The 19,554-nt window shown below is 72.3% G+C and carries 13 protein-coding genes; 12 read left to right on the top strand and 1 reads right to left on the bottom strand.

Translation table 11 applies throughout. The features are described from left to right. Positions 1 to 140 precede the first annotated feature (140 nt). Positions 141 to 3,095 carry a glycoside hydrolase family 84 protein gene (locus tag AB0K36_RS05690; protein ID WP_364588753.1) on the top strand — a complete coding sequence of 985 codons (2,955 nt, stop codon included), beginning with the start codon at positions 141 to 143 and terminating at the stop codon, positions 3,093 to 3,095. A gap of 390 nt (positions 3,096 to 3,485) precedes the next feature. On the opposite strand, the gene AB0K36_RS05685 is transcribed toward AB0K36_RS05690, so the two are convergent. Then, positions 3,486 to 4,022 (bottom strand): HNH endonuclease, encoded by a 537-nt coding sequence (locus AB0K36_RS05685; RefSeq protein ID WP_159695201.1) that lies wholly within the window; start codon positions 4,020 to 4,022, stop codon positions 3,486 to 3,488. Between the two features lie 311 nt (positions 4,023 to 4,333). Between AB0K36_RS05685 and AB0K36_RS05680 the strand changes: the two genes are divergently transcribed. The 11 genes from AB0K36_RS05680 to AB0K36_RS05630 all read left to right on the top strand — a co-directional run bounded on the left by AB0K36_RS05680 (position 4,334) and on the right by AB0K36_RS05630 (position 19,552). Next, positions 4,334 to 5,377 (top strand): mechanosensitive ion channel family protein, encoded by a 1,044-nt coding sequence (locus tag AB0K36_RS05680; RefSeq protein WP_364588886.1) that lies wholly within the window; start codon positions 4,334 to 4,336, stop codon positions 5,375 to 5,377. Positions 5,378 to 5,629: 252 nt separating this feature from the next. Continuing rightward, positions 5,630 to 6,832 (top strand): ROK family transcriptional regulator, encoded by a 1,203-nt coding sequence (locus tag AB0K36_RS05675; protein ID WP_364588750.1) that lies wholly within the window; start codon positions 5,630 to 5,632, stop codon positions 6,830 to 6,832. 95 nt (positions 6,833 to 6,927) lie between these two features. Next, entirely contained in the window at positions 6,928 to 8,265 is a 1,338-nt protein-coding gene (locus AB0K36_RS05670; RefSeq protein WP_364588747.1) for an ABC transporter substrate-binding protein, read from the top strand. Further along, positions 8,265 to 9,230 (top strand): carbohydrate ABC transporter permease, encoded by a 966-nt coding sequence (locus AB0K36_RS05665; RefSeq protein WP_364588744.1) that lies wholly within the window; start codon positions 8,265 to 8,267, stop codon positions 9,228 to 9,230. The genes AB0K36_RS05670 and AB0K36_RS05665 overlap by 1 nt, the downstream gene beginning before the upstream one ends. Before the next feature lie 12 nt (positions 9,231 to 9,242). Beyond that, positions 9,243 to 10,148, top strand: a complete 906-nt coding sequence (locus tag AB0K36_RS05660) for a carbohydrate ABC transporter permease (RefSeq protein WP_364588883.1) — start codon at positions 9,243 to 9,245, stop codon at positions 10,146 to 10,148. A gap of 29 nt (positions 10,149 to 10,177) precedes the next feature. Further along, positions 10,178 to 11,443 (top strand): 6-phospho-beta-glucosidase, encoded by a 1,266-nt coding sequence (locus AB0K36_RS05655; RefSeq protein ID WP_364588741.1) that lies wholly within the window; start codon positions 10,178 to 10,180, stop codon positions 11,441 to 11,443. Next, positions 11,434 to 12,441 (top strand): N-acetylglucosamine kinase, encoded by a 1,008-nt coding sequence (locus AB0K36_RS05650; RefSeq protein WP_435877784.1) that lies wholly within the window; start codon positions 11,434 to 11,436, stop codon positions 12,439 to 12,441. Before AB0K36_RS05655 ends, AB0K36_RS05650 begins: the two co-directional genes overlap by 10 nt. Positions 12,442 to 13,061: 620 nt before the next feature. Further along, positions 13,062 to 14,462, top strand: a complete 1,401-nt coding sequence (locus AB0K36_RS05645; protein ID WP_435877783.1) for a GlnX family signal transduction membrane protein — start codon at positions 13,062 to 13,064, stop codon at positions 14,460 to 14,462. Between the two features lie 11 nt (positions 14,463 to 14,473). After that, positions 14,474 to 15,493 (top strand): glutamate ABC transporter substrate-binding protein, encoded by a 1,020-nt coding sequence (locus AB0K36_RS05640; RefSeq protein ID WP_364588738.1) that lies wholly within the window; start codon positions 14,474 to 14,476, stop codon positions 15,491 to 15,493. Between the two features lie 103 nt (positions 15,494 to 15,596). Further along, the gene (locus AB0K36_RS05635) at positions 15,597 to 16,940 is read left to right on the top strand and encodes a hypothetical protein (protein WP_364588735.1); all 1,344 of its coding nucleotides are present in this window, start codon (positions 15,597 to 15,599) and stop codon (positions 16,938 to 16,940) included. Next, positions 16,937 to 19,552, top strand: coding sequence for a serine/threonine-protein kinase (locus tag AB0K36_RS05630; protein ID WP_364588732.1), 2,616 nt, complete (start codon positions 16,937 to 16,939; stop codon positions 19,550 to 19,552). Before AB0K36_RS05635 ends, AB0K36_RS05630 begins: the two co-directional genes overlap by 4 nt. Positions 19,553 to 19,554: the final 2 nt, after the last annotated feature.

Genomic DNA, 19,554 nt, shown 5'->3' with positions numbered 1-19,554 from the left:
TCCCCCTTTGTCACTTGCCCCGATCATTCACCACGCCAGGCAAAAGGCGCACAACGGCCACGCACATTGACACTCCGACGGTGGTGGTGGTGGGCTCGAAACCGACCGGAATGGCAGGGGTCGGACGAGGGGAGACAGCCGTGCGGCTCGGGGCCAGGAGACGTACCGCGGCAGCCGTCGCGGTCGCCGTCATCGGTGGTCTGCTCGGCGGCGCGGGAACCGCGCACGGCGCGACCGCGCAACCGCAGGAGCCCGGCTCCCCCGCCGGTACCGCGCAGGATCCCAAGGACACCGCCGCGACCCCTTCCGTGTGGCCGCGCCCGCAGTCCCTGCGCGCCCGGGGAGAGGCCGTCCGGCTGGGCGACGAGGTGACGCTCGTCGCGGACCCGTCCGCCGACCCGTACGCGGTCGAGCTCGTCGAGGAGTTGCTCCGCGAGTCCGGCGTCCGCACCCTGCACACCCGGCTGCCCGGTCGTGGGCCCGTGGTCCACCTCGGGGGCGGCGACGCCCTGTCGGCGCTGCGCGCCCTGCGCGCGCCGGAGCGTACCGACCTGCCGTCCGGGGGCTACCGGCTCGCCGTGGGTCGGGTCGCCGACCGTGACACGGTCGCGCTCGACGGCGTCGGCGAGGACGGCCTCTTCCACGGCGTGCAGACCCTGCGCCAACTGGTCGACGGGGGAACGGTCGCCGGAGTCGTCGTGCGCGACTGGCCGGGAACCGCCGTGCGCGGCACGACGGAGGGCTTCTACGGACGCCCCTGGGACCGTGAGCAGCGCCTGGCGCAGCTCGACTTCATGGGGCGCACCAAGCAGAACCGCTATCTCTACGCCCCCGGCGACGACCCGTTCCGGCAGACCCGCTGGCGCGACCCGTACCCGGCCGCCCAGCGTGCGGAGCTGCGTGAACTGGCGGAGCGGGCGCGGCGCAACCACGTCACCCTGGCCTGGGCCGTCGCGCCCGCCCAGTCGATGTGCCTGGCCGACGAGGCCGACGTGAAGGCGCTGACCCGCAAGGTCGACGCGATGTGGGCGCTGGGGTTCCGGGCGTTCCAGCTGCAGTTCCAGGACGTCAGCTACAGCGAATGGCACTGCTCGAAGGACGCGGACACCTTCGGTTCCGGGCCCCGCGCGGCGGCGGAGGCGCACGCCCGGGTCGCGGGCGAGGTGGCACGGCACCTGGCGGAGCGTCACCCGGGGGCGGAGCTGTCCGTGATGCCCACCGAGTTCTACCAGGAGGGCACGACCGACTACCGGCGGGCACTCGCGGATCGGCTGGACGGCACGGTACGGGTGGCGTGGACCGGGGTCGGCGTGGTGCCGCGCACCATCACCGGCCGCGAACTGGCGGGCGCCCGGGACGCCTTCGGCCACCCCCTGGTCACCATGGACAACTACCCGGTCAACGACTACGCGCAGGACCGGCTGTTCCTCGGCCCCTACACCGGCCGTGAGCCTGCCGTGGCGACCGGGTCCGCCGCGCTGCTCGCCAACGCGATGGAACAGGCCACCGCCTCCCGCGTCCCGCTGTTCACCGCCGCCGACTACGCCTGGAACCCGAAGGGTTACCGGCCCGAGCAGTCCTGGCAGGCCGCGCTCGACGACCTGGCCGGCGGCGACGCCGGTGCACGTGAGGCGCTGCGCGCCCTCGCGGGGAACGACGCGTCCTCGATCCTGGACCCCGACGACGAGTCGGCCTACCTGCGGCCGCTGCTGGACGAGTTCTGGCGTTCCCGCACCACGGCGGACACCGGGGCCAGGGACCGTGCCGCGGCCGCGCTGCGCGCCGCCTTCACGGTGATGCGCCGGGCGCCGGAACGGCTCGCGGGCACCGCCGACGGCCGGCTCGTGCCCGAGGTCCGGCCCTGGCTCGACCAGTTGGCCCGGTACGGGAAGGCCGGCGAGCTGGCGGTCGACATGCTCCAGGCACAGGGCCGAGGCGACGGCGAGGCCGCGTGGCGCGCCTCACTGGCGCTCGAACCGCTGCGCACGGACGTGGCCGCGAGCCGGGCCACGGTCGGCAAGGGTGTCCTCACGCCCTTCCTGGACCGGGCCGTGAAGGAGTCACGCGCCTGGACGGGAGCCGACCAGGCCTCGGCCGGCCGGCCGGGCCAGGACGTCGTGCGGCTGGCACGGCCCCGGCCCCTCACGGCCGTGACCGCGATGACAGCGCCCGCGAACGGCTCGCCGCGCTCCGCCGAGTCCGCCGGCCGGCTCGAGGTGCACGTCCCGGGCGAGGGCTGGCGCCGACTGGGCCCGTTGTCCGCGGGTGGCTGGACCCAGGCCGACGCGGCGGGACTGCGGGTGGACGCCGTACGCGTCACGACCGGCGGCGGTGACAGCCCGGCCGTACGCTCCCTGGTGCCCTGGTTCGCGGACGAACCCGCGGCCGGTCTCGACCTCGTACGCGAGACGACCAGCGCCGAGATCGGCGGCGGGCCGCAGCGCGCCGACGTCCGGCTGACCGCGCAGCGCCCCGGTGAGGTGCGCGGCACGCTCACCGCGAAGGCACCGGCGGGCATCAAGGTGACCGTCCCGAAGCAGACCACCGTGCCACGCGGCGTGCGCACCACGGTGCCGGTCGAGGTGACCGTCCCCAAGGACACCCCCGCGGGCGAGTACCGGGTGCCGCTGTCCTTCGCCGGACAGGAGCGCACGCTCACCGTGCGCGCCTTCCCGCCCACCGGCGGCGGCGACCTGACACGCGAGGCGGGCGCGACGGCGTCCTCGTCCGGCGACGAGACCACCGACTTCCCGGCCGCCGCCGCGATCGACGGCGACACCGGAACCCGCTGGTCCTCCCCGGCCGGACCGAGCGCATGGTGGCAGGTGGAGCTGGCCCGGCCGGCCCGGGTCGGCCAGGTGACGCTGCACTGGCAGGACGCGTATGCGACGAGGTACCGGATACAGGTCTCCGCGGACGGCAAGGTCTGGCGCACCGCGGCGACGGTCACGGACGGCAGGGGCGGCCGCGAGTCGGTCCGGATGGACGCGCAGGGGGCCCGGTTCGTGCGGGTGCAGGGCGACGAGCGGGCGACGGAGTTCGGCTACTCGCTCTTCTCGGTCGAGGCGTACGCGGTGGTGGAGGGCGGGGAGTAGCCGCCGCGCGGCGTTTCCCCCACCGGTCCCGTCCCGCTGTACCGGGCCCAGGCGGCGGCCGGTGGACCGTGCCGCCGGGCCGCATGCCGCCCCCGGCGCTCTCGTCGTCACCGACGACGGCAGCGTCCTCGATGGCCCGGCAGCGGCGAAGTTGGGGACGGCTCCGGCGAGTGGCGGCCGCCGCCCGGACAGCGGCCGCGCCCCCGGGCGGTGTTCGGGCCGGTGTTCGGGACGGTGCCCACCCCGCGGGCCCCCGCGCCTCGAACGCCGCCGAGGCCGGAGTGCCCCGCCGCAGGCCGGCCGCCGCACAGCGGCGTATTCAGCCCGGCCGGTGTTCGAGGCCACCGCCGAAGGCGGTACCGGGTCCGGGCGGAGCCCAGGAGGGCGGCGCTACGCCGAGATGCCGTCGATGCGGGTGATCGCGTCGTCCGCGCCGTACGGCTGGAGGTAGGGCAGCCAGCGCGGATCGCGGTGGCCGGTTCCGATGATGCGCCAGGCGAGACCGCTCGGCGGGGCGGGCTGGTGGCGCAGGCGCCAGCCCAGTTCCCGCAGGTGGCGGTCGGCCTTGACGTGGTTGCAGCGGCGGCACGCCGCGACCACGTTGTCCCAGGCGTGCTGCCCCCCGCGACTGCGCGGAACGACATGGTCGACGCTGGTTGCGACGCCACCGCAGTACATACAGCGCCCGCCGTCGCGGGCGAAGAGGGCTTTGCGGGTAAGAGGAACGGGCCCCCGGTAGGGGACCCGCACGAACCGTTTGAGACGCACGACGCTGGGCGCGGCGATGACGCGGCTCTCACTATGCATGAAGGCGCCGGACTCCTCGAGGCAGAGAGCCTTGTTCTCCAGGACGAGGACGAGCGCGCGGCGGAGCGGTACGACGCCGAGGGGCTCGTACGACGCGTTGAGGACCAGGACGTGCGGCACGGTGGATGCCTCCTTGTACGCCGGCGGCGCGTGGCTCGCGCCGGGACGATCTGCCATCAGTTTGTCCTCATGGCCGCTTCCTGCGCCACCACGTATGCGTAACGGGCTCGAGGTGTTTTCCGCCACAAGGACGGCGCCGGGTCCCCCACGCCGCCTGGGAGCCTCGCGCGCGCCCCCTTCGGGGGGCCCGGTGAGCCTCGTCTCTTGGCCGTGAAAGGCGCCGGATCACACCGGATGCCCCGTTAGGGTTATTGGTCTCCCACCGCAAGCTGGAGGTTCCTCCTGTGACCGCCTTCTGGTCGTCCGCACTGATGGACGCTGATCCCTCCCCCGGTCCAGTCACGCTCGACGAGGCCGCCAGGCGCGCCGAGAGCGCGGCCGGCTGGGTGGAGGAGAACTGGTCCACCTGGCTGAACACCGGATTGCGCATCACGCTGATCCTCATCGTCGCGCTGGTGCTGCGGATGCTGGTGCGCCGGGCGCTGACGAAGCTCATCGCACGGATGAACCGCTCGGCGCAGGCCGTGGAAGGTACGGCGCTGGGCGGTCTGCTGGTCAACGCCGAGCGGCGCCGTCAGCGCTCCGAGGCCATAGGTTCGGTCCTGCGTTCGATCGCGTCGTTCCTGATCCTCGGCACCGCCGGCCTGATGATCCTCGGCGCGTTCCAGATCGATCTGGCGCCGCTGCTCGCCTCCGCGGGTGTGGCCGGTGTCGCGATCGGTTTCGGCGCGCGCAACCTCGTCACCGACTTCCTCTCCGGCGTCTTCATGATCATGGAGGACCAGTACGGGGTCGGGGACTCGATCGACGCGGGCGTCGCATCGGGCGAGGTGATCGAGGTGGGACTGCGGGTCACCAAGCTGCGCGGCGACAACGGCGAGATCTGGTACGTGCGCAACGGCGAGATCAAGCGGATCGGCAACCTGAGCCAGGGCTGGGCGACGGCCGCCGTCGACGTCACCGTCCGCGCCTCCGAGGACCTGGACCACGTCAAGTCCGTCATCGGCGAGGTCGCGGACGATCTGGCGAAGGCGGAGCCGTGGAACGAGCAGCTGTGGGGCCCGCTCGAGACGCTGGGCCTCACCGAGGTGCTGCTCGACTCGATGACGTTCCGGGTCTCCGCCAAGACGATGCCGGGCAAGGCGCTGGGCGTCGAGCGCGAGGTGCGCTGGCGGATCAAGCGTGCCTTCGACGAGGCGGGCATCCGCATCGTCGGCGGTCTGCCGCAGCAGGCGGAGGAGTCCGCGCCGGACCCGACGGCGGGCATGGCGGCCCCGTCGGCCTTCTCGTCCTCGGTCTCGCCGCAGTCGATGGCGGCGTCGCCGATACCACCGCCGGCGAACCTCTCCAAGTAGTCGCCGCTCCGCCGCCGGCACGATCCAACGGGTGGTCCCGGCCGACTCACGGCGATCCCGCGGTGATCGCTTCGCTGACCACTTCCGGCAATAAGCCCCCGTACAACGCCCCCTTCGGTAACGCTTTGGTTGCCCAGGGGGCGTTTGGCATTGACGTCGCCCGGCGGGCGGCCTACTTTCGTCCCCACGGAATAGGAAACTTTCCTAACAGTCCAGGTCGAGAGGCCGGGCCGAGAGGCAGGTGCAAGCGTCGTGGCCGGAACCACGCCCGGTACCCCGCGCGTACTGCGCGCCATGAACGACCGTGCGGCGCTCGATCTGCTGCTCGAGCACGGTCCTCTCTCCCGGACCCGGATCGGCAAGCTCACCGGGCTGTCGAAGCCCACCGCCTCCCAGCTGCTCGCCAGGCTGGAGGCCGCGGGGCTCGTCGTCGTCACCGGCACCACGGAGGGGCGGCCGGGCCCCAGCGCCCAGCTGTACGCGATCAACGGCGGCGTGGCCCACGCCGCGGGACTCGACGTCACCCCCGAGCGGATCCGCGCCGCCGTCGCCGACATCACCGGCGCGACCGTCGGCGAGTTCGAGCTGCCCACTCCGGGACGGCGCGCCGACAGCGTCGTACGGCAGGTGACCGACGCGCTCGAAGGAGCCGTCAAGGAAGCCGGGCTGACCCGCACGGACGTCCACCGTCTCGTCATCGGCACCCCGGGCGCCTTCGACCCGTCCACCGGCAGGCTCCGGTACGCGTCCCACCTGCCGGGCTGGCACTCCCCCACCCTGCTGGACGAGCTCGCGGCCGCGCTGCCGATGCCCGTCGAGTACGAGAACGACGTCAACCTCGCCGCCGTGGCCGAGCAGCGCCTCGGCGCCGCCCACGGCCACGACAACTTCGTCCTGCTGTGGAACGAGGAAGGACTCGGCGCGGCCGTCGTCATCGGCGGCCGGCTGCACCGCGGCTTCACCGGCGGCGCCGGCGAGGTCGGCTTCCTGCCCGTGCCCGGCACCCCGCTGGTCCGCCAGGTGACCAAGGCGAACAGCGGTGGCTTCCAGGAACTCGCCGGCGCCCAGGCGCTGCCCCGGCTGGCCAGGGAGCTCGGTCTGGAGGACATCGGCAGCGGCCCGCACGCCGAGGTCGCGACCGCGCTCGTGGCGAGGGCCGCCGAGAACGACAGCGGACCGTACGGGGAACTGCTCGACGCGTTCGCGACCGGGCTGGCCACCGGTCTGGCCTCCATGGTGGCCGTGCTCGACCCGGAGCTGGTCGTCCTCTCCGGCGAGGTCATCGCCGCGGGCGGCGAACCGCTGCGGACGCGGGTGCAGTCGGAACTGACCGAGCTCGCCGCGTCCCGGCCACGTCTCGTGCTCGGGGCCGTACGCCGCCATCCGGTGCTGCGCGGTGCGCTGGAGAGCGCGCTGGCCACCACCCGCGACGAGGTGTTCGACACCTCCCGCTGACCCCGGCCACGGGCCCCCTCGTCCCATGCCGTCGCCGGCCCCTTCACACCTTCGCTCGTCCCCTTCCCCCGTCCTTGTCACAGGGAGGCACCGTCATGCCCAGAAACCGCAGGACCAAGGGCGCCGCGCTCGCCGCGACCGCCGCGATATCGCTTCTCGCCACCGCCTGTACGGGTTCCACCGAGAGCGGCGCCACGGACGACCCGAAGGCGAAGACGACCCTCACCTTCTGGCACGGCTGGTCCGCGCCCAGCGAGGTCGCGGCGATCGAGGCCAACATCGACTCGTTCGAGAAGAAGCACCCCAACATCAAGGTCAAGGTCGTCAAGGGCATCACCGACGACAAGCTCAACCAGGCCCTGCGGGCGGGCGGTTCGAACGCGCCCGACGTGGTCTCCTCGTTCACCACCGACAACGTCGGCCGGTTCTGCTCCACCAAAGCGCTCGCCGACCTGAAGCCGTTCCTCGAGAAGTCGAAGATCGATCCGGCGCGGACCTTCCTGCCGCAGATGGCCAAGTACACCGAGCACGAGGGCAGGCGGTGCGCCGTGCCGCTGCTGGGCGACGCGTACGGCCTCTACTACAACAAGAAGGCTTTCGCGGAGGCCGGGATCACCGCGCCGCCCAAGACGCTCTCCGAGTTCGACAAGGTGGCGGAGAAGCTCACCAAGAGCAAGGGCGACAGCTACCGGCAGCTCGGCTTCATGCCGAACTTCCAGGGCTACGAGACGACGTTCGAGCACTACGCGTCGCAGTTCGGCGTCCGGTACTTCGACGCGGAGGGCAAGTCCGCCCTGGCCGGGGACCCCGCCGCCAAGGCCCTGTTCACCTGGCAGAAGAACCTGGCCGACAAGCTCGGCGGCTACAAGAAGCTGGAGAAGTTCCGCACCGGCCTCGGCGACGAGTGGGGACCCAAGCACCCCTTCCACACCGGGCAGGTCGCCATGCAGCTCGACGGCGAGTGGCGCGGCAAGATGGCCCAGGACGCCGACCTGGACTTCGAGATCGGCGCGGCCCCCTTCCCCGTCCCGGACGACCAGGCCGCCGACTACGGCAAGGGCTACCTGTCCGGCACGATCCTCGGCATCGCGGGCGTGAGCAAGAAGCAGAACGCGGCCTGGGAGCTGGTGAAGTACCTCTCCACCGACACCGACGCGGTCGTCTCCTTCGCCAACGCCATCCACAACGTGCCCTCCACCGTGGCGGCGCTGAAGTCCCCGAAGCTGAACGACGACCCGCTGTACCGCACGTTCGTGGACATCGCGCAGCACCCGAAGAGCTCCCACGCCCCGTCGTCCGTCAACGGCGGCGCGTTCCTGCTGACCGCCCAGGACCTCGGCGTGCGCTACGAGGCCGGCCGGGAGAAGGATCTCGACGCCGGCCTGAAGAAGACCGACGCCCAGGTCGACAAGGACAACGAGCAGGCACGCTGATGGCAGCCACCACCCTCCATCCGCCGGCGAGCCGCGCGCTGCGGGCCAAGCGACGAAGGTCGGCGCTGCGCACGCTGGGCTTCCTGTCCCCCTGGCTGATCGGGTTCGCGGTCTTCTTCGCCTACCCGCTGGTCTCGACCGTCTACTTCTCCTTCATGGAGTACGACGGGTTCGCCCCGCCGGTGTGGGTGGGCCTCAAGAACTGGTCGTACGTCTTCAACGACTACGCCCTCTTCTGGCCGGCCCTGCGCAACACCCTGTGGCTGGTCGCCGTGATGGTGTCGCTGCGGGTGCTGTTCGGGATCGGCATCGGACTGCTGATCACGAAGATCAAGACGGGTGCCGGGGTCTACAGGACGCTCTTCTACCTGCCGTACCTGGCTCCGCCGGTCGCCGCGACCATGTCGTTCGTCTTCCTGCTCAACCCCGGTACGGGACCCGTCAACACCGTCCTCGAGTCCGTGGGGCTGCCCGCGCCCGGCTGGTTCACCGACCCCGCCTGGTCGAAGCCGTCGCTGACGGTCCTGGCCCTGTGGGGCATCGGCGACCTGATGGTGATCTTCATGGCGGCGCTGCTCGACGTCCCCAAGGAGCAGTACGAGGCGGCGGAACTGGACGGCGCCCGCGCCTGGCAGCGGTTCCGCTACGTCACCTTCCCCAACATCTCGCCCATCGTGCTGTTCGCCGTGATCACCGGAGTGATCGCCACCATGCAGTACTACACGGAGCCGCTGGTGGCGGCGAAGGTGGCGAGCGGGGTGATCGGCGGCTCGGGGCAGCAGTTCGAGCCCGGCTATCCGGACAAGACCACGCTGACCGTCCCTCAGACGATCTACAACCTCGGCTTCCAGCGCTTCGACACCGGCGCGGCCTGCGTGGTCGCCCTGGTGCTGTTCGCCCTGGCCATGGCCTTCACGGCGATCCTTATGCGGCGGCGCTCCGGCTTCATGTCGGCGGAGGACTGAACGATGACCACCATGACCCCGACCCCTGCCCGGGCCGCGTACCGGCCGACCGCCCCCGGCCGGGGAGGCACCGCCGCCCGGCGGTCCGCACGGCGCCGCGCGGCACTGGAATGGATCGCCGTCCACGCGCTGGCGATCGCCGCCGCGTTGTTCTTCCTGCTCCCGTTCGTCTTCGTGTTCCTGACCGCCGTGATGAGCGACGACCAGGCGCTCACCCGCGACCTGTGGCCGCACACCTGGGAGTGGGGCAACTTCGCCACCGTCTGGAACACCCCCGGTTTCCTGACCTGGTGGCGCAACACCCTGCTGTACGCGGGCCTCGGTACGGTGCTCGCCGTGGCGTCGAGCATCCCGGTGGCCTACGCGCTCGCCAAGTTCCGTTTCCGCGGCCGCAATCTGGCGATGATGCTGGTGATCGCGATGATGATGCTGCCGCCGCAGGTCGTCGTCGTACCGATGTACCTCTTCTGGGCGAAGCAGCTGGACCTCGCGGGCACCCTGTGGCCGCTGATCATCCCCTTCGCCTTCGGCAACGCGTTCACCATCTTCCTGCTGCGGCAGTTCCTGCTGACCATCCCGAAGGAGTACACGGAGGCGGCCAGGATCGACGGCTGCGGCGAGTTCCGCACGATGGTGCGGATCGTGCTGCCGATGGCGAAGCCGGCCATCGCCGCGGTGGCCCTGTTCCACTTCTTCTACTGCTGGAACGACTACTTCGGCCCCCAGATCTACGCATCGGAGAACCCGGCCGCCTGGACCCTGAGCTACGGCCTGGAGTCCTTCAAGGGCGCCCACCAGACCGACTGGAACCTCACCATGGCCGCCACGGTCATGATCATGGCGCCGGTGATCGTCGTCTTCTTCTTCGCGCAAAAGGCCTTCATCGAAGGCGTCACACTGACCGGAGTGAAGGGCTAGGCCCTGTCCGGACCGAGAAGGGCCCGTTCATGAAGCTCGCTGTAGTAGGGGGCGGTTCCACCTACACCCCCGAACTCATCGACGGTTTCGCGCGGATGCGCGACACCCTGCCGATCGAGGAACTCGTACTGATCGACCCCGCGGCCGACCGCCTCGAACTGGTCGGCGGTCTCGCCCGGCGGATCTTCGCCAAGCAGGACCACCCCGGAAAGATCGTCACCACCTCCGACGTCGACACGGGCGTCGACGGCGCCGACGCCGTACTGCTCCAACTGCGGGTGGGCGGGCAGGCCGCCCGTCAGCAGGACGAGACCTGGCCGCTGGAATGCGGCTGCGTCGGCCAGGAGACCACCGGCGCGGGCGGCCTCGCCAAGGCGCTCCGCACCGTCCCCGTCGTCCTCGACATCGCCGAGCGGGTGCGCCGCACCAACCCCGAGGCGTGGATCATCGACTTCACCAACCCGGTCGGCATCGTCACCCGAGCGCTGCTTCAGGCGGGGCACAAGGCCGTCGGACTGTGCAACGTGGCCATCGGCTTCCAGCGCAAGTTCGCCGGGCTGCTGGGCGTCGCTCCCGCCGACATCCACCTGGACCACGTCGGGCTCAACCACCTCACCTGGGAGACCGCCGTCCGGCTCGGCGGTCCTGAGGGCGAGAACGTGCTGCCGCGACTGCTCGCCGAGCACGGTGACGCGGTGGCGGCCGATCTGCGCGTGCCGCGCGAACTGATCGACCGCCTCGGCGTCGTGCCCTCGTACTACCTGCGCTACTACTACGGCCACGACGAGGTCGTACGGGAACTGCGGACGAAGCCGTCACGGGCCGCGGAGGTCGCGCAGATGGAGAAGCGGCTCCTCGAGATGTACGGCGACCCGCAACTGGACGAGAAGCCGGAACTGCTCGCCAAGCGGGGCGGCGCCTTCTACTCGGAGGCGGCCGTCGATCTCGCCGCCTCGCTGCTCGGCGGCGCCGGCTCGCCCTACCAGGTGGTGAACACGTACAACAACGGCACGCTCCCCTTCCTGCCGGACGACGCCGTGATCGAGGTGCAGGCAGCGGTCGGCACCCAGGGGGCGACACCACTGGCGGTCGGGGAACTCGACCCGCTGTACACGGGGCTGACCGCCAACGTGACGGCGTACGAGGACCTGGCGCTGGAGGCCGCGCTGCGCGGCGGGCGCGACCGGGTCTTCAAGGCGCTGCTGTCGCACCCGCTCGTCGGCCAGTACGAGTACGCGCAGCAGCTCACCGAGCAGCTGATCGCGCACAACCGGGAGCACCTCGCGTGGGCGTGACCGATCTCTCCGGGCGGAGACCCACTGCCGGACCCGCCGGGACCGTCCTCGCCATCGACGCGGGGAACAGCAAGACCGACGTGGCCTTCGTCGGCGCCGACGGCACGGTGCTCGCCTCCGGCCGCGGTCCCGGCTTCCAGCCGCCGAAGGTCGGCGTCAGGGCCGCGATCGAAGCCCTGGCGGCCACGGTCGAGCAGGCCAGGGCCACGGGCGGCGTCACCGGGGAGGTCGAGCATGTGTCGGCCTGCCTGGCCAACGCCGATCTGCCGGTCGAGGAACGGGAGTTGACCGCGGCACTGGACGGGCGCGGCTGGGGGCGCAGCACCCAGGTCCGCAACGACACCTTCGCGATCCTGCGGGCGGGGGTGGACGAGCCCCGGGGTGTGGCCGTCGTCTGCGGGGCGGGCATCAACTGCGTGGGCATGCTGCCCGACGGCCGCACCGCGCGCTTCCCCGCGCTCGGGAAGATCTCCGGCGACTGGGGCGGCGGCGCGGGTCTCGCGGAAGAGGCGCTGTGGTGCGCGGCACGGGCGGAGGACGGCCGCGGCGGGCCGACGGCGCTCGCCGCCACCCTGCCCGCGCACTTCGGGCTGGACTCGGTGTACGCCCTGATCGAGGCGCTGCACCTGGGCGAGGTCGCCGCCGTGCGCAAGCACGAACTGGCGCCGGTGCTCTTCGCGACGAGCGCCGCCGGCGACCCGGTGGCCAGGTCGCTGGTGCACCGGCAGGCGGAGGAGGTGGTGGCGATGGCGGTGGTGGCCCTGGACCGCCTCGGGCTGCTCGACGAGGAGGTGCCGGTGCTCCTCGGCGGCAGCGTCCTCGCCGCCCGCCACCCCGAACTCGACGGACGCATCCGCGAACTGCTCGCGGACAGGGCGCCGAAGGCCGTCGTCGAGGTGGTGACGGCGGCGCCGGTACTGGGGGCGGCGCTGCTGGGACTGGACCACATCGGGGCCTCCGCCGGGGCTCGGGCGGCGCTGCGCGCCCACTACGCGTAGCCCGCCGCCCGGCACACGACGCCGCTCGCACCCTCGCGGGGTGCGGGCGGCGTTCGCTTGGTGCGGCGGGGGGCGGGCGGCGCTCGCTTGGTGCGGCGGGGGGGTGCGGGCGGCGCTCGGGGTGCCCTGGTGCCGGGCCGGCCTGCTTGCCTGCTGTGCGGGCGGGCTTGATGTCATGCGGTGGTGCGTGGGTGGTTCTTCGTGAGCCGTGGGTGCCGGGCGCGGTTGATGTCACGCGGTGGTGCGTGGCCGGCGCTTCGTGAGCCGCCGTGCGGGCGCGCGGCGTGTGCCCCGGTGCCGGGCAGGCTGCCTGCCCGCTGCGGGGGCGCGACTCGTGTACCCGTGGTACGCGGGCGGCGCCTTGTGAGGCGAGGCGCGCGGGCGGCGCCTCATGTGGCCTTCTGGCGGCGGCGGGAGGGAACCGATCAAGGCCGGGAAGCGTATTCATGGTGGGGACATCACGGGGGAGGTCACGCTGACGGGTTGTCCGGCGTCCGCGCCGGTATCAAGATCGGGTCAATTGTGGTGTGAGGCGGTCCCCTGCGGCCATACTGCTGGCCGGGAGTAGTCCCAGACCCGCCGGGGAGCGGGCCGACGTCAGCGACCAAGGGGGAGGTCACGTGACACACCCGCCGAATGTGCGCACAGCGCCTCAGCCGGCTCCGGCCCATGCGCCCGTACTCCCGCCCGCGCACGTGCCCGGCGGGCCGGCGGGGCGGGGTGCCTGGGCGGAGGGCCGCCGGCGGCTGCGCGCAGCGGCGACGACGGAGCCGGGGCGGCTTCAGATCATCGGTGCCGTACTGGCAGCGCTGGTCGTGGCGTTCGGCGCGGTCACGGTGCTGGAGATCTCCTCGCGCGCCACCGCCACGGACGACGTGGTGACCCGCAGTCAGCCGCTCACCGCCGACGCCGCCTCGATCTACCGTTCGCTCGCCGACGCGGACACCGCGGCGTCCAGCGGCTTCCTGGCCGGCGCCGAGGAGCCGCGTGCCGTGGCCGAGCGGTACGACAGGGACATCGCGCTCGCCTCCCGTCTGCTCGTCAAGGCCGCGACGAACGCGGGAAGTTCCAGCGAGTCCGGGCAGCAGATAGCCGAGCTGAACGAGGCGCTGCCGCGCTACACCGCCCTGATAGAGACCGCCCGGGCCAACAACCGGCTGGGCCGGCCGCTGGGCGGCGCGTACCTCCGATTCGCCAACGAGCAGATGTCGAGGGACCTGCTGCCGGCCGCCCAGAAGCTGTACGACGCGGAGACGGCGCGGCTCCAGCAGGACGACGACGACGCCCGGTTCTGGCCCGTGCTGTCCACGGCGGCCGGTGTGGTGGCGATCGGCGCCCTCCTGTGGGCGCAGCGGCGCAACTACCGTCGTACGAACCGGGTGTTCAACCACGGTCTGCTGGTCGCGACGGCGGCGTCCACGGTGCTGCTGCTGTGGCTCGCGGTGGGACACACCGTGGCGCGCGCCCAGCTGACCGACGCCGACCGGCACGGCCAGCAGTCCCTCAAGGTGCTGGGCGACGCCCGGATCAACTCCCTGAAGGCCCGGGCCAACGAGAACCTGACGGTGGTGGCGCGGGGCGCCGTGCTCACGGACGACGGCAAGAGCGACAAGTACGAGACGGACTACACCGCCGGCATGAACCGGCTCGGCGAACAGCTGCACCTGGCCCAGCGGCTGGCCGACGACAGTGCCGGCCGCGACCCGGTCGATGCCGCGGTCAGGGCCGTGTCCGAGTGGCAGGAGCGCCACAAGGACGTCACCAGGACCGACCGGGCCGGTGACTACGACGGCGTGGTCCGCAAGGTCATCGGCGCCAAGGGCTCCACGGGTGAGTCCTTCGACAAGGTGGACGCGGCGCTGGAGAAGGCGCTGGCGCACGAGCAGCGCGAGTTCACGGCCGCGGCGAAGGACGCACGCGGAGCACTGTCGGGCCTGCCCCTCGGGGCGGCCGTACTCGGTGTCCTCGGCGCGGCGGGCGCCGTGCTCGGCATCAACCGCAGGCTTTCGGAGTACCGGTGAGAGGGGGAGCGATGACGGACTCGGAAGCACGCCCGGCACGCCGGCGCACTCTGCGCGGCTGGGGCGGCGTCGCGGGGATGGCGGCGGCCTGCGCGCTGACCGCCGCCGTCACCCTGCTGCCGCTGTCCCACGGTGACGTCCTGACCCAGGGCACCGGCCAGGGCGTGGCGTCCGCCCTGCCGGTGAAGGACGACACCTGCGAGGACCCCGAGGCCTCGCTCACCCCGTCGGGCGCCGACGGCCCCACGATCGCCGCGATCAAGGAGCGGGGCAAGCTGATCGTCGGCGTCGACCAGAACAGCTACCGCTGGGGCTACCGCAATCCGGTCGGCGGCGGGCTCGAGGGCTTCGACATCGATCTCGCCCGTGCCATCGCCGACGACATCGTCGGCAGCCCGGACGCCGTCATCTTCCGCGCCATACCCACCAACCAGCGCATCGCCGCGCTGGAGAACGGCACCGTGGACATCGTGGTGCGCACGATGACCATCAGCTGCAGCCGTATCAAGCAGGTCGCCTTCTCCACCGCCTACTTCCAGGCGGGCCAGCAGGTGCTGGCGTCCAAGAGCTCGTCGATCACCGGCTACGACAAGTCGCTGGCGGGCAAGCGGGTCTGCTCCGCGGAGGGCTCGACGGCGTACGAGGCGCTGGAGCGCGACAGCTTCGGCGCGACGTTCAAGGACGAGCACGACGGGCAGCCCGCGGACGAGGACCTCTACACGGTGCCCAACCAGCTGGACTGCCTGGTCAGACTCCAGCAGGGCCTGGTCGACGCGATCGTCACCGACAACGCGCTGGCGGCGGGCCAGGCGGCCCAGGATCCGGCCGTGGAGCTCAAGGGCGACGCTCCCTTCACCACCGAGTACTACGGAGTGGCCACCAAGCTCGGCAACGACGACCTGGTGCGCCGGGTGAACCAGGTCCTGGTCGAGTACCGCAAGGGCCCCTGGAAGAAGGCGTACGACAAGTGGCTCGCGGCCGACCTGCCGGGCATCACCGGACCGCCGCAGCCCAAGTACCGGGCCGGGTAGGCCCACCGGGAGCGCGGGCACGGCCGGCGCGCACCGCAGGAACGACAGGCACCGCAGGAACGACAGGCACCACAGGCAGCGGGCAAGAACGGAGAGGTGATCGATGGGCGTCGCGGAACCCTTCCCCGGCCCTGCGGGGCGACCGCACGGGCCGGTGATGGACCGGGACGAGGTGGACCGTGCTCTGGCACGGCTCGGCGCCGAGCACGAGGCGGTGGAGACCTCGCTGCTGGCGCTGCAGGACCACGCGGGCCGCAGGCTGCTCGAAGGCGCGGAGCTGACGGGTGTGACCAAGGACCGCTGGGCGACCGCCGAGCAGCAGATCACGCTCCTCTGGGGCTACTTCGACGCCTACACCGCCGCGCTGAACGGCATCCGTGAGCTCCGATCCCGCAGACGCTGGTCCAGTCGCGAGGACCTCGCGGAACTGACCGAGCGGCTGCGCGGCCGCAGCGTCACCGTGGCGAGCCAGGCCGCCCACACCGCCCCCGGGATCACCGGACCGGCCAGGCTGTCCGAGGAGTTCACCCTCGAGGAACTCGTCGCCAGGATGAACGACCTCTACGCGGCGTCACTGGACGTGGTGGTGACGGCCGACGCGGTCTGGTCGGCGCTGCCCGCCCGCATCGACCTGCTCTCCGCGGAGCTGCGGCGCACCCGTTCACTCGCGCACTCCGTGGGTGTGCGGCCCGGGGAGCACCCCTCCGGTGACGAGCTCGAGTCCATCACCGAGGAGCTGTCCACACTGCGAGCCCAGGTGGTGTCCGACCCGCTCGCCTTCTGGCGGCCCGGGCCGGGCAGCGCGGCACCCGGTGGCGGCCGGCCCGACACCGACCGCTACGACCGGGCGGCCCGCGCCCTCGAGGACGTGCGCCGTGAGATCGAGGCGGTGCTCCAGGTCCGTCAGGACTCGGAGGAGCGGCTGATGCGGCTGCGCGACGTGCTCTCCCGCGCCGACCGGACGCTGACCGAGGCACGGGCGGCGCGCGGCGAGGTGCTGGCGAAGATCGCCGCGTCCGAGGTGCCCGCGGTCAGCGGCCCGCCGACCGCGCTCCAGGAACGCCTCGCCACGGCCGCTGAGCACCGCAGGCACGCCCGGTGGCACCGTCTCTCCCCGCTGCTCGAGTCGCTGGAGCGCGAGGCGGAGGAGGAACTGATGCGCGCACGCGAGTCGTTGACCGCCGTCACGGCGCCGCTCGCGGTGCGGGCGGAGCTGCGCGGCCGTCTCGACGCGTACAAGGCAAAGGTCGCACGACAGGGCTCGGCCGAGGACCCGATGCTCATCGAGCGGTACGACGCGGCACGCCGCATGCTGTGGAGCGCGCCGTGCGATCTGCGCGCCGCGGAGCAGGCGGTGCTGCGCTACCAGCACGCGGCGGCGGAGGCCCTGGCGCAGCGACAGGACGGACCGGAGTCGGGGCCCACCGACCGCAGGGGGGATTCATGAGCGGGAACGACAACTGCCAGCGCCCCGGTTGCGCGGGCTCCTACGAGGACATGGGCGGCGGCGAGCTGTACTGCGACACCTGCGGGCTGGCCCCGGTCGTGTCGCCCACCGGCATGGTGTCCTCGCCCGCCACCGGTATCGCCGGCGGCGGCCGGGACTCCTCGTCGGCGCGCGGCAGTTCCCGTTCCTCCCGTGCCTCCTCGCGCTCGTCGTCGTCGCGGCGTTCGGTCTCCGGACGGCTGTCGCTCTCCCTGACCGGGCAGTCCTCGGCCCGTTCGGTCTCCGTCCGCAGTTCCGGCGCGTCGGCGGCGTCGTCCGCGCGCAACCGGCTGGGCGCGGGACTGGTGTCCGTGCCGGACGTCCCGCGGCCCGACCCGCGCGGCGCCGTCATGGCGAACCCGGAGGTGCCGGAGCGCAAGCGGTTCTGCTCGCGCTCCGACTGCGGCGCTCCCGTGGGGCGAGCCCGTGGCGACCGGCCGGGACGCACCGAGGGCTTCTGCACAAAGTGCGGCCACCCGTACTCGTTCGTGCCGAAGCTGACCGGCGGCGACATCGTGCACGGCCAGTACGAGGTCGTGGGCTGCCTCGCGCACGGCGGCCTCGGCTGGGTGTATCTGGCCGTGGACCGGGCCGTCTCGGACCGCTGGGTGGTGCTCAAGGGCCTGCTCGACACCGGTGACCAGGACGCCATGGCGGCCGCGATCTCGGAGCGGCGCTTCCTCGCCGAGATCGAGCACTCCAACATCGTCCGGATCTACAACTTCGTCGAGCACCTCGACCAGCGCACCGGCTCCCTCGACGGCTACATCGTGATGGAGTACGTGGGCGGCAAGTCCCTCAAGGAGATCGCCAACGAGCGGCGCGGCCCTGACGGGCGGCGCGACCCGCTGCCGGTGGAGCAGGCGTGCGCCTACGGCATCGAGGCGCTGGAGGCGCTCGGGCATCTGCACAGCAGAAACCTTCTGTACTGCGACTTCAAGGTCGACAACGCCATCCAGCAGCAGGACCAGCTCAAACTGATCGACATGGGCGCGGTCCGCAGGATGGACGACGACGAGTCCGCCATCTACGGCACCGTCGGCTACCAGGCGCCGGAGGTCGCGGAGGTCGGCCCGTCGGTGGCCTCCGACCTGTACACGGTGGCGCGGACGCTGGCCGTGCTGACCTTCGACTTCCAGGGCTACACGAACGTGTTCGTGGACTGCCTGCCGGACCCGGACAACATCGAGGTCTTCCGGACGTACGAGTCCTTCTACCGGCTGCTGGTGCGGGCCACGGACCCGGACCCGGGGCGGCGGTTCGCGTCCGCGCAGGAGATGGCCGAGCAGCTGACGGGGGTGCTCAGGGAGGTCGTCGCGATGCAGACGGGCCGCCCCCGCCCGGCCGTGTCGACGCTGTTCGGCCCGGAACTGCGCGTCACGGACACGGAGTTGTTCGTCGAGCAGACCGAGGACGTGTCCAGGCTGGGCGCGCGCGACGCGAAGCGCGGCGTGCGAGCGGCGGCGGGCGCGGCCGGGGCACCCGCGCAACCGCCGCCCCCCGCGGGCCCCGCGGGGTATGCCGCCGCCCCTGCCCCGTACGCGGCGGTTCCGGCACCCCGTGCGCCGGGCGGACCGCTGCCGGGCGCCGCGGCACCGGCGGGCCAGGCAGCGCCGGACACGGGCCTCGCGCCGCATCTCGCCGTGCTCGACACCAGGGCGGCTTCGCTGGCGCTGCCGGTGCCCCGCGTCGACCCGAACGACCCGAACGCGGGTTTCCTCGCCGGGCTGATGGCCTCCGCCCCCGCCGAGCTGATCGCCGCACTGCACACGGCGGCGGCCGGTTCGCCGGAGACGCGCCTGCGTGAACTGCGTGCCCGTCTGGAGATGGGCGACCTGACGGCCGCGACGACGGCGCTCGCCACGATGGAGCAGCAGCAGCCCGACGACTGGCGGGTGGTCTGGTACCGGGGTGTCACCTCGCTGGTGACCGGCGACCACCAGGCGGCGGCGCTGTCCTTCGACGCGGTCTACGACGCGTTCCCGGGCGAGCCGGCGCCGAAGCTGGCCCTCGGGCTGTGCGCGGAGGTGCTCGGTCAGCTGGACAACGCGGCGGAGTACTACCGTCTCGTGTGGACGACCGACCCGAGCCATGTGAGCGCGGCGTTCGGGCTGGCCAGGGTCCAACTCGCGGCGGGCGACCGCAGCGCAGCCGTACGGACGCTGGAGTCGGTGCCGGAGGCATCGATCCACTACACGGCCGCACGGGTGGCCGCCGTCCGGGCGAGACTTCGTCGGCGCGCCGCGCAAGAACCGCTGCTGGACGACCTGTCGGCGGCTGCCTCGCAGGTCGCCGCCCTCGCGGGCTTCGGTCTGGACGCCGTGCGGCGCGAGCGGTTGTCCACAGAGGTACTCGGCACGGCGCTGGACTGGGTACTCTCCGGAAGTCCCGGAAGCGGGCCGTCCGTTCCGCACGCACCGAGCGCACTGCTCGGCAGCACGCTGGACGAACGCGGTCTGCGCTTCGGGCTGGAACGCTCCTACCGGGTGCTCGCCCGGCTCGCCCAGCGCGGCGAGGAGCGGATAGAGCTGGTGGAGCGGGCGAACCGCTACCGCCCCCGGACGTGGGTGTGATT

The organism is Streptomyces kurssanovii, assembly GCF_040677245.1.
Lineage (GTDB): Bacteria > Actinomycetota > Actinomycetes > Streptomycetales > Streptomycetaceae > Streptomyces > Streptomyces kurssanovii.
This window is presented reverse-complemented; position numbering and strand designations above follow the sequence as displayed.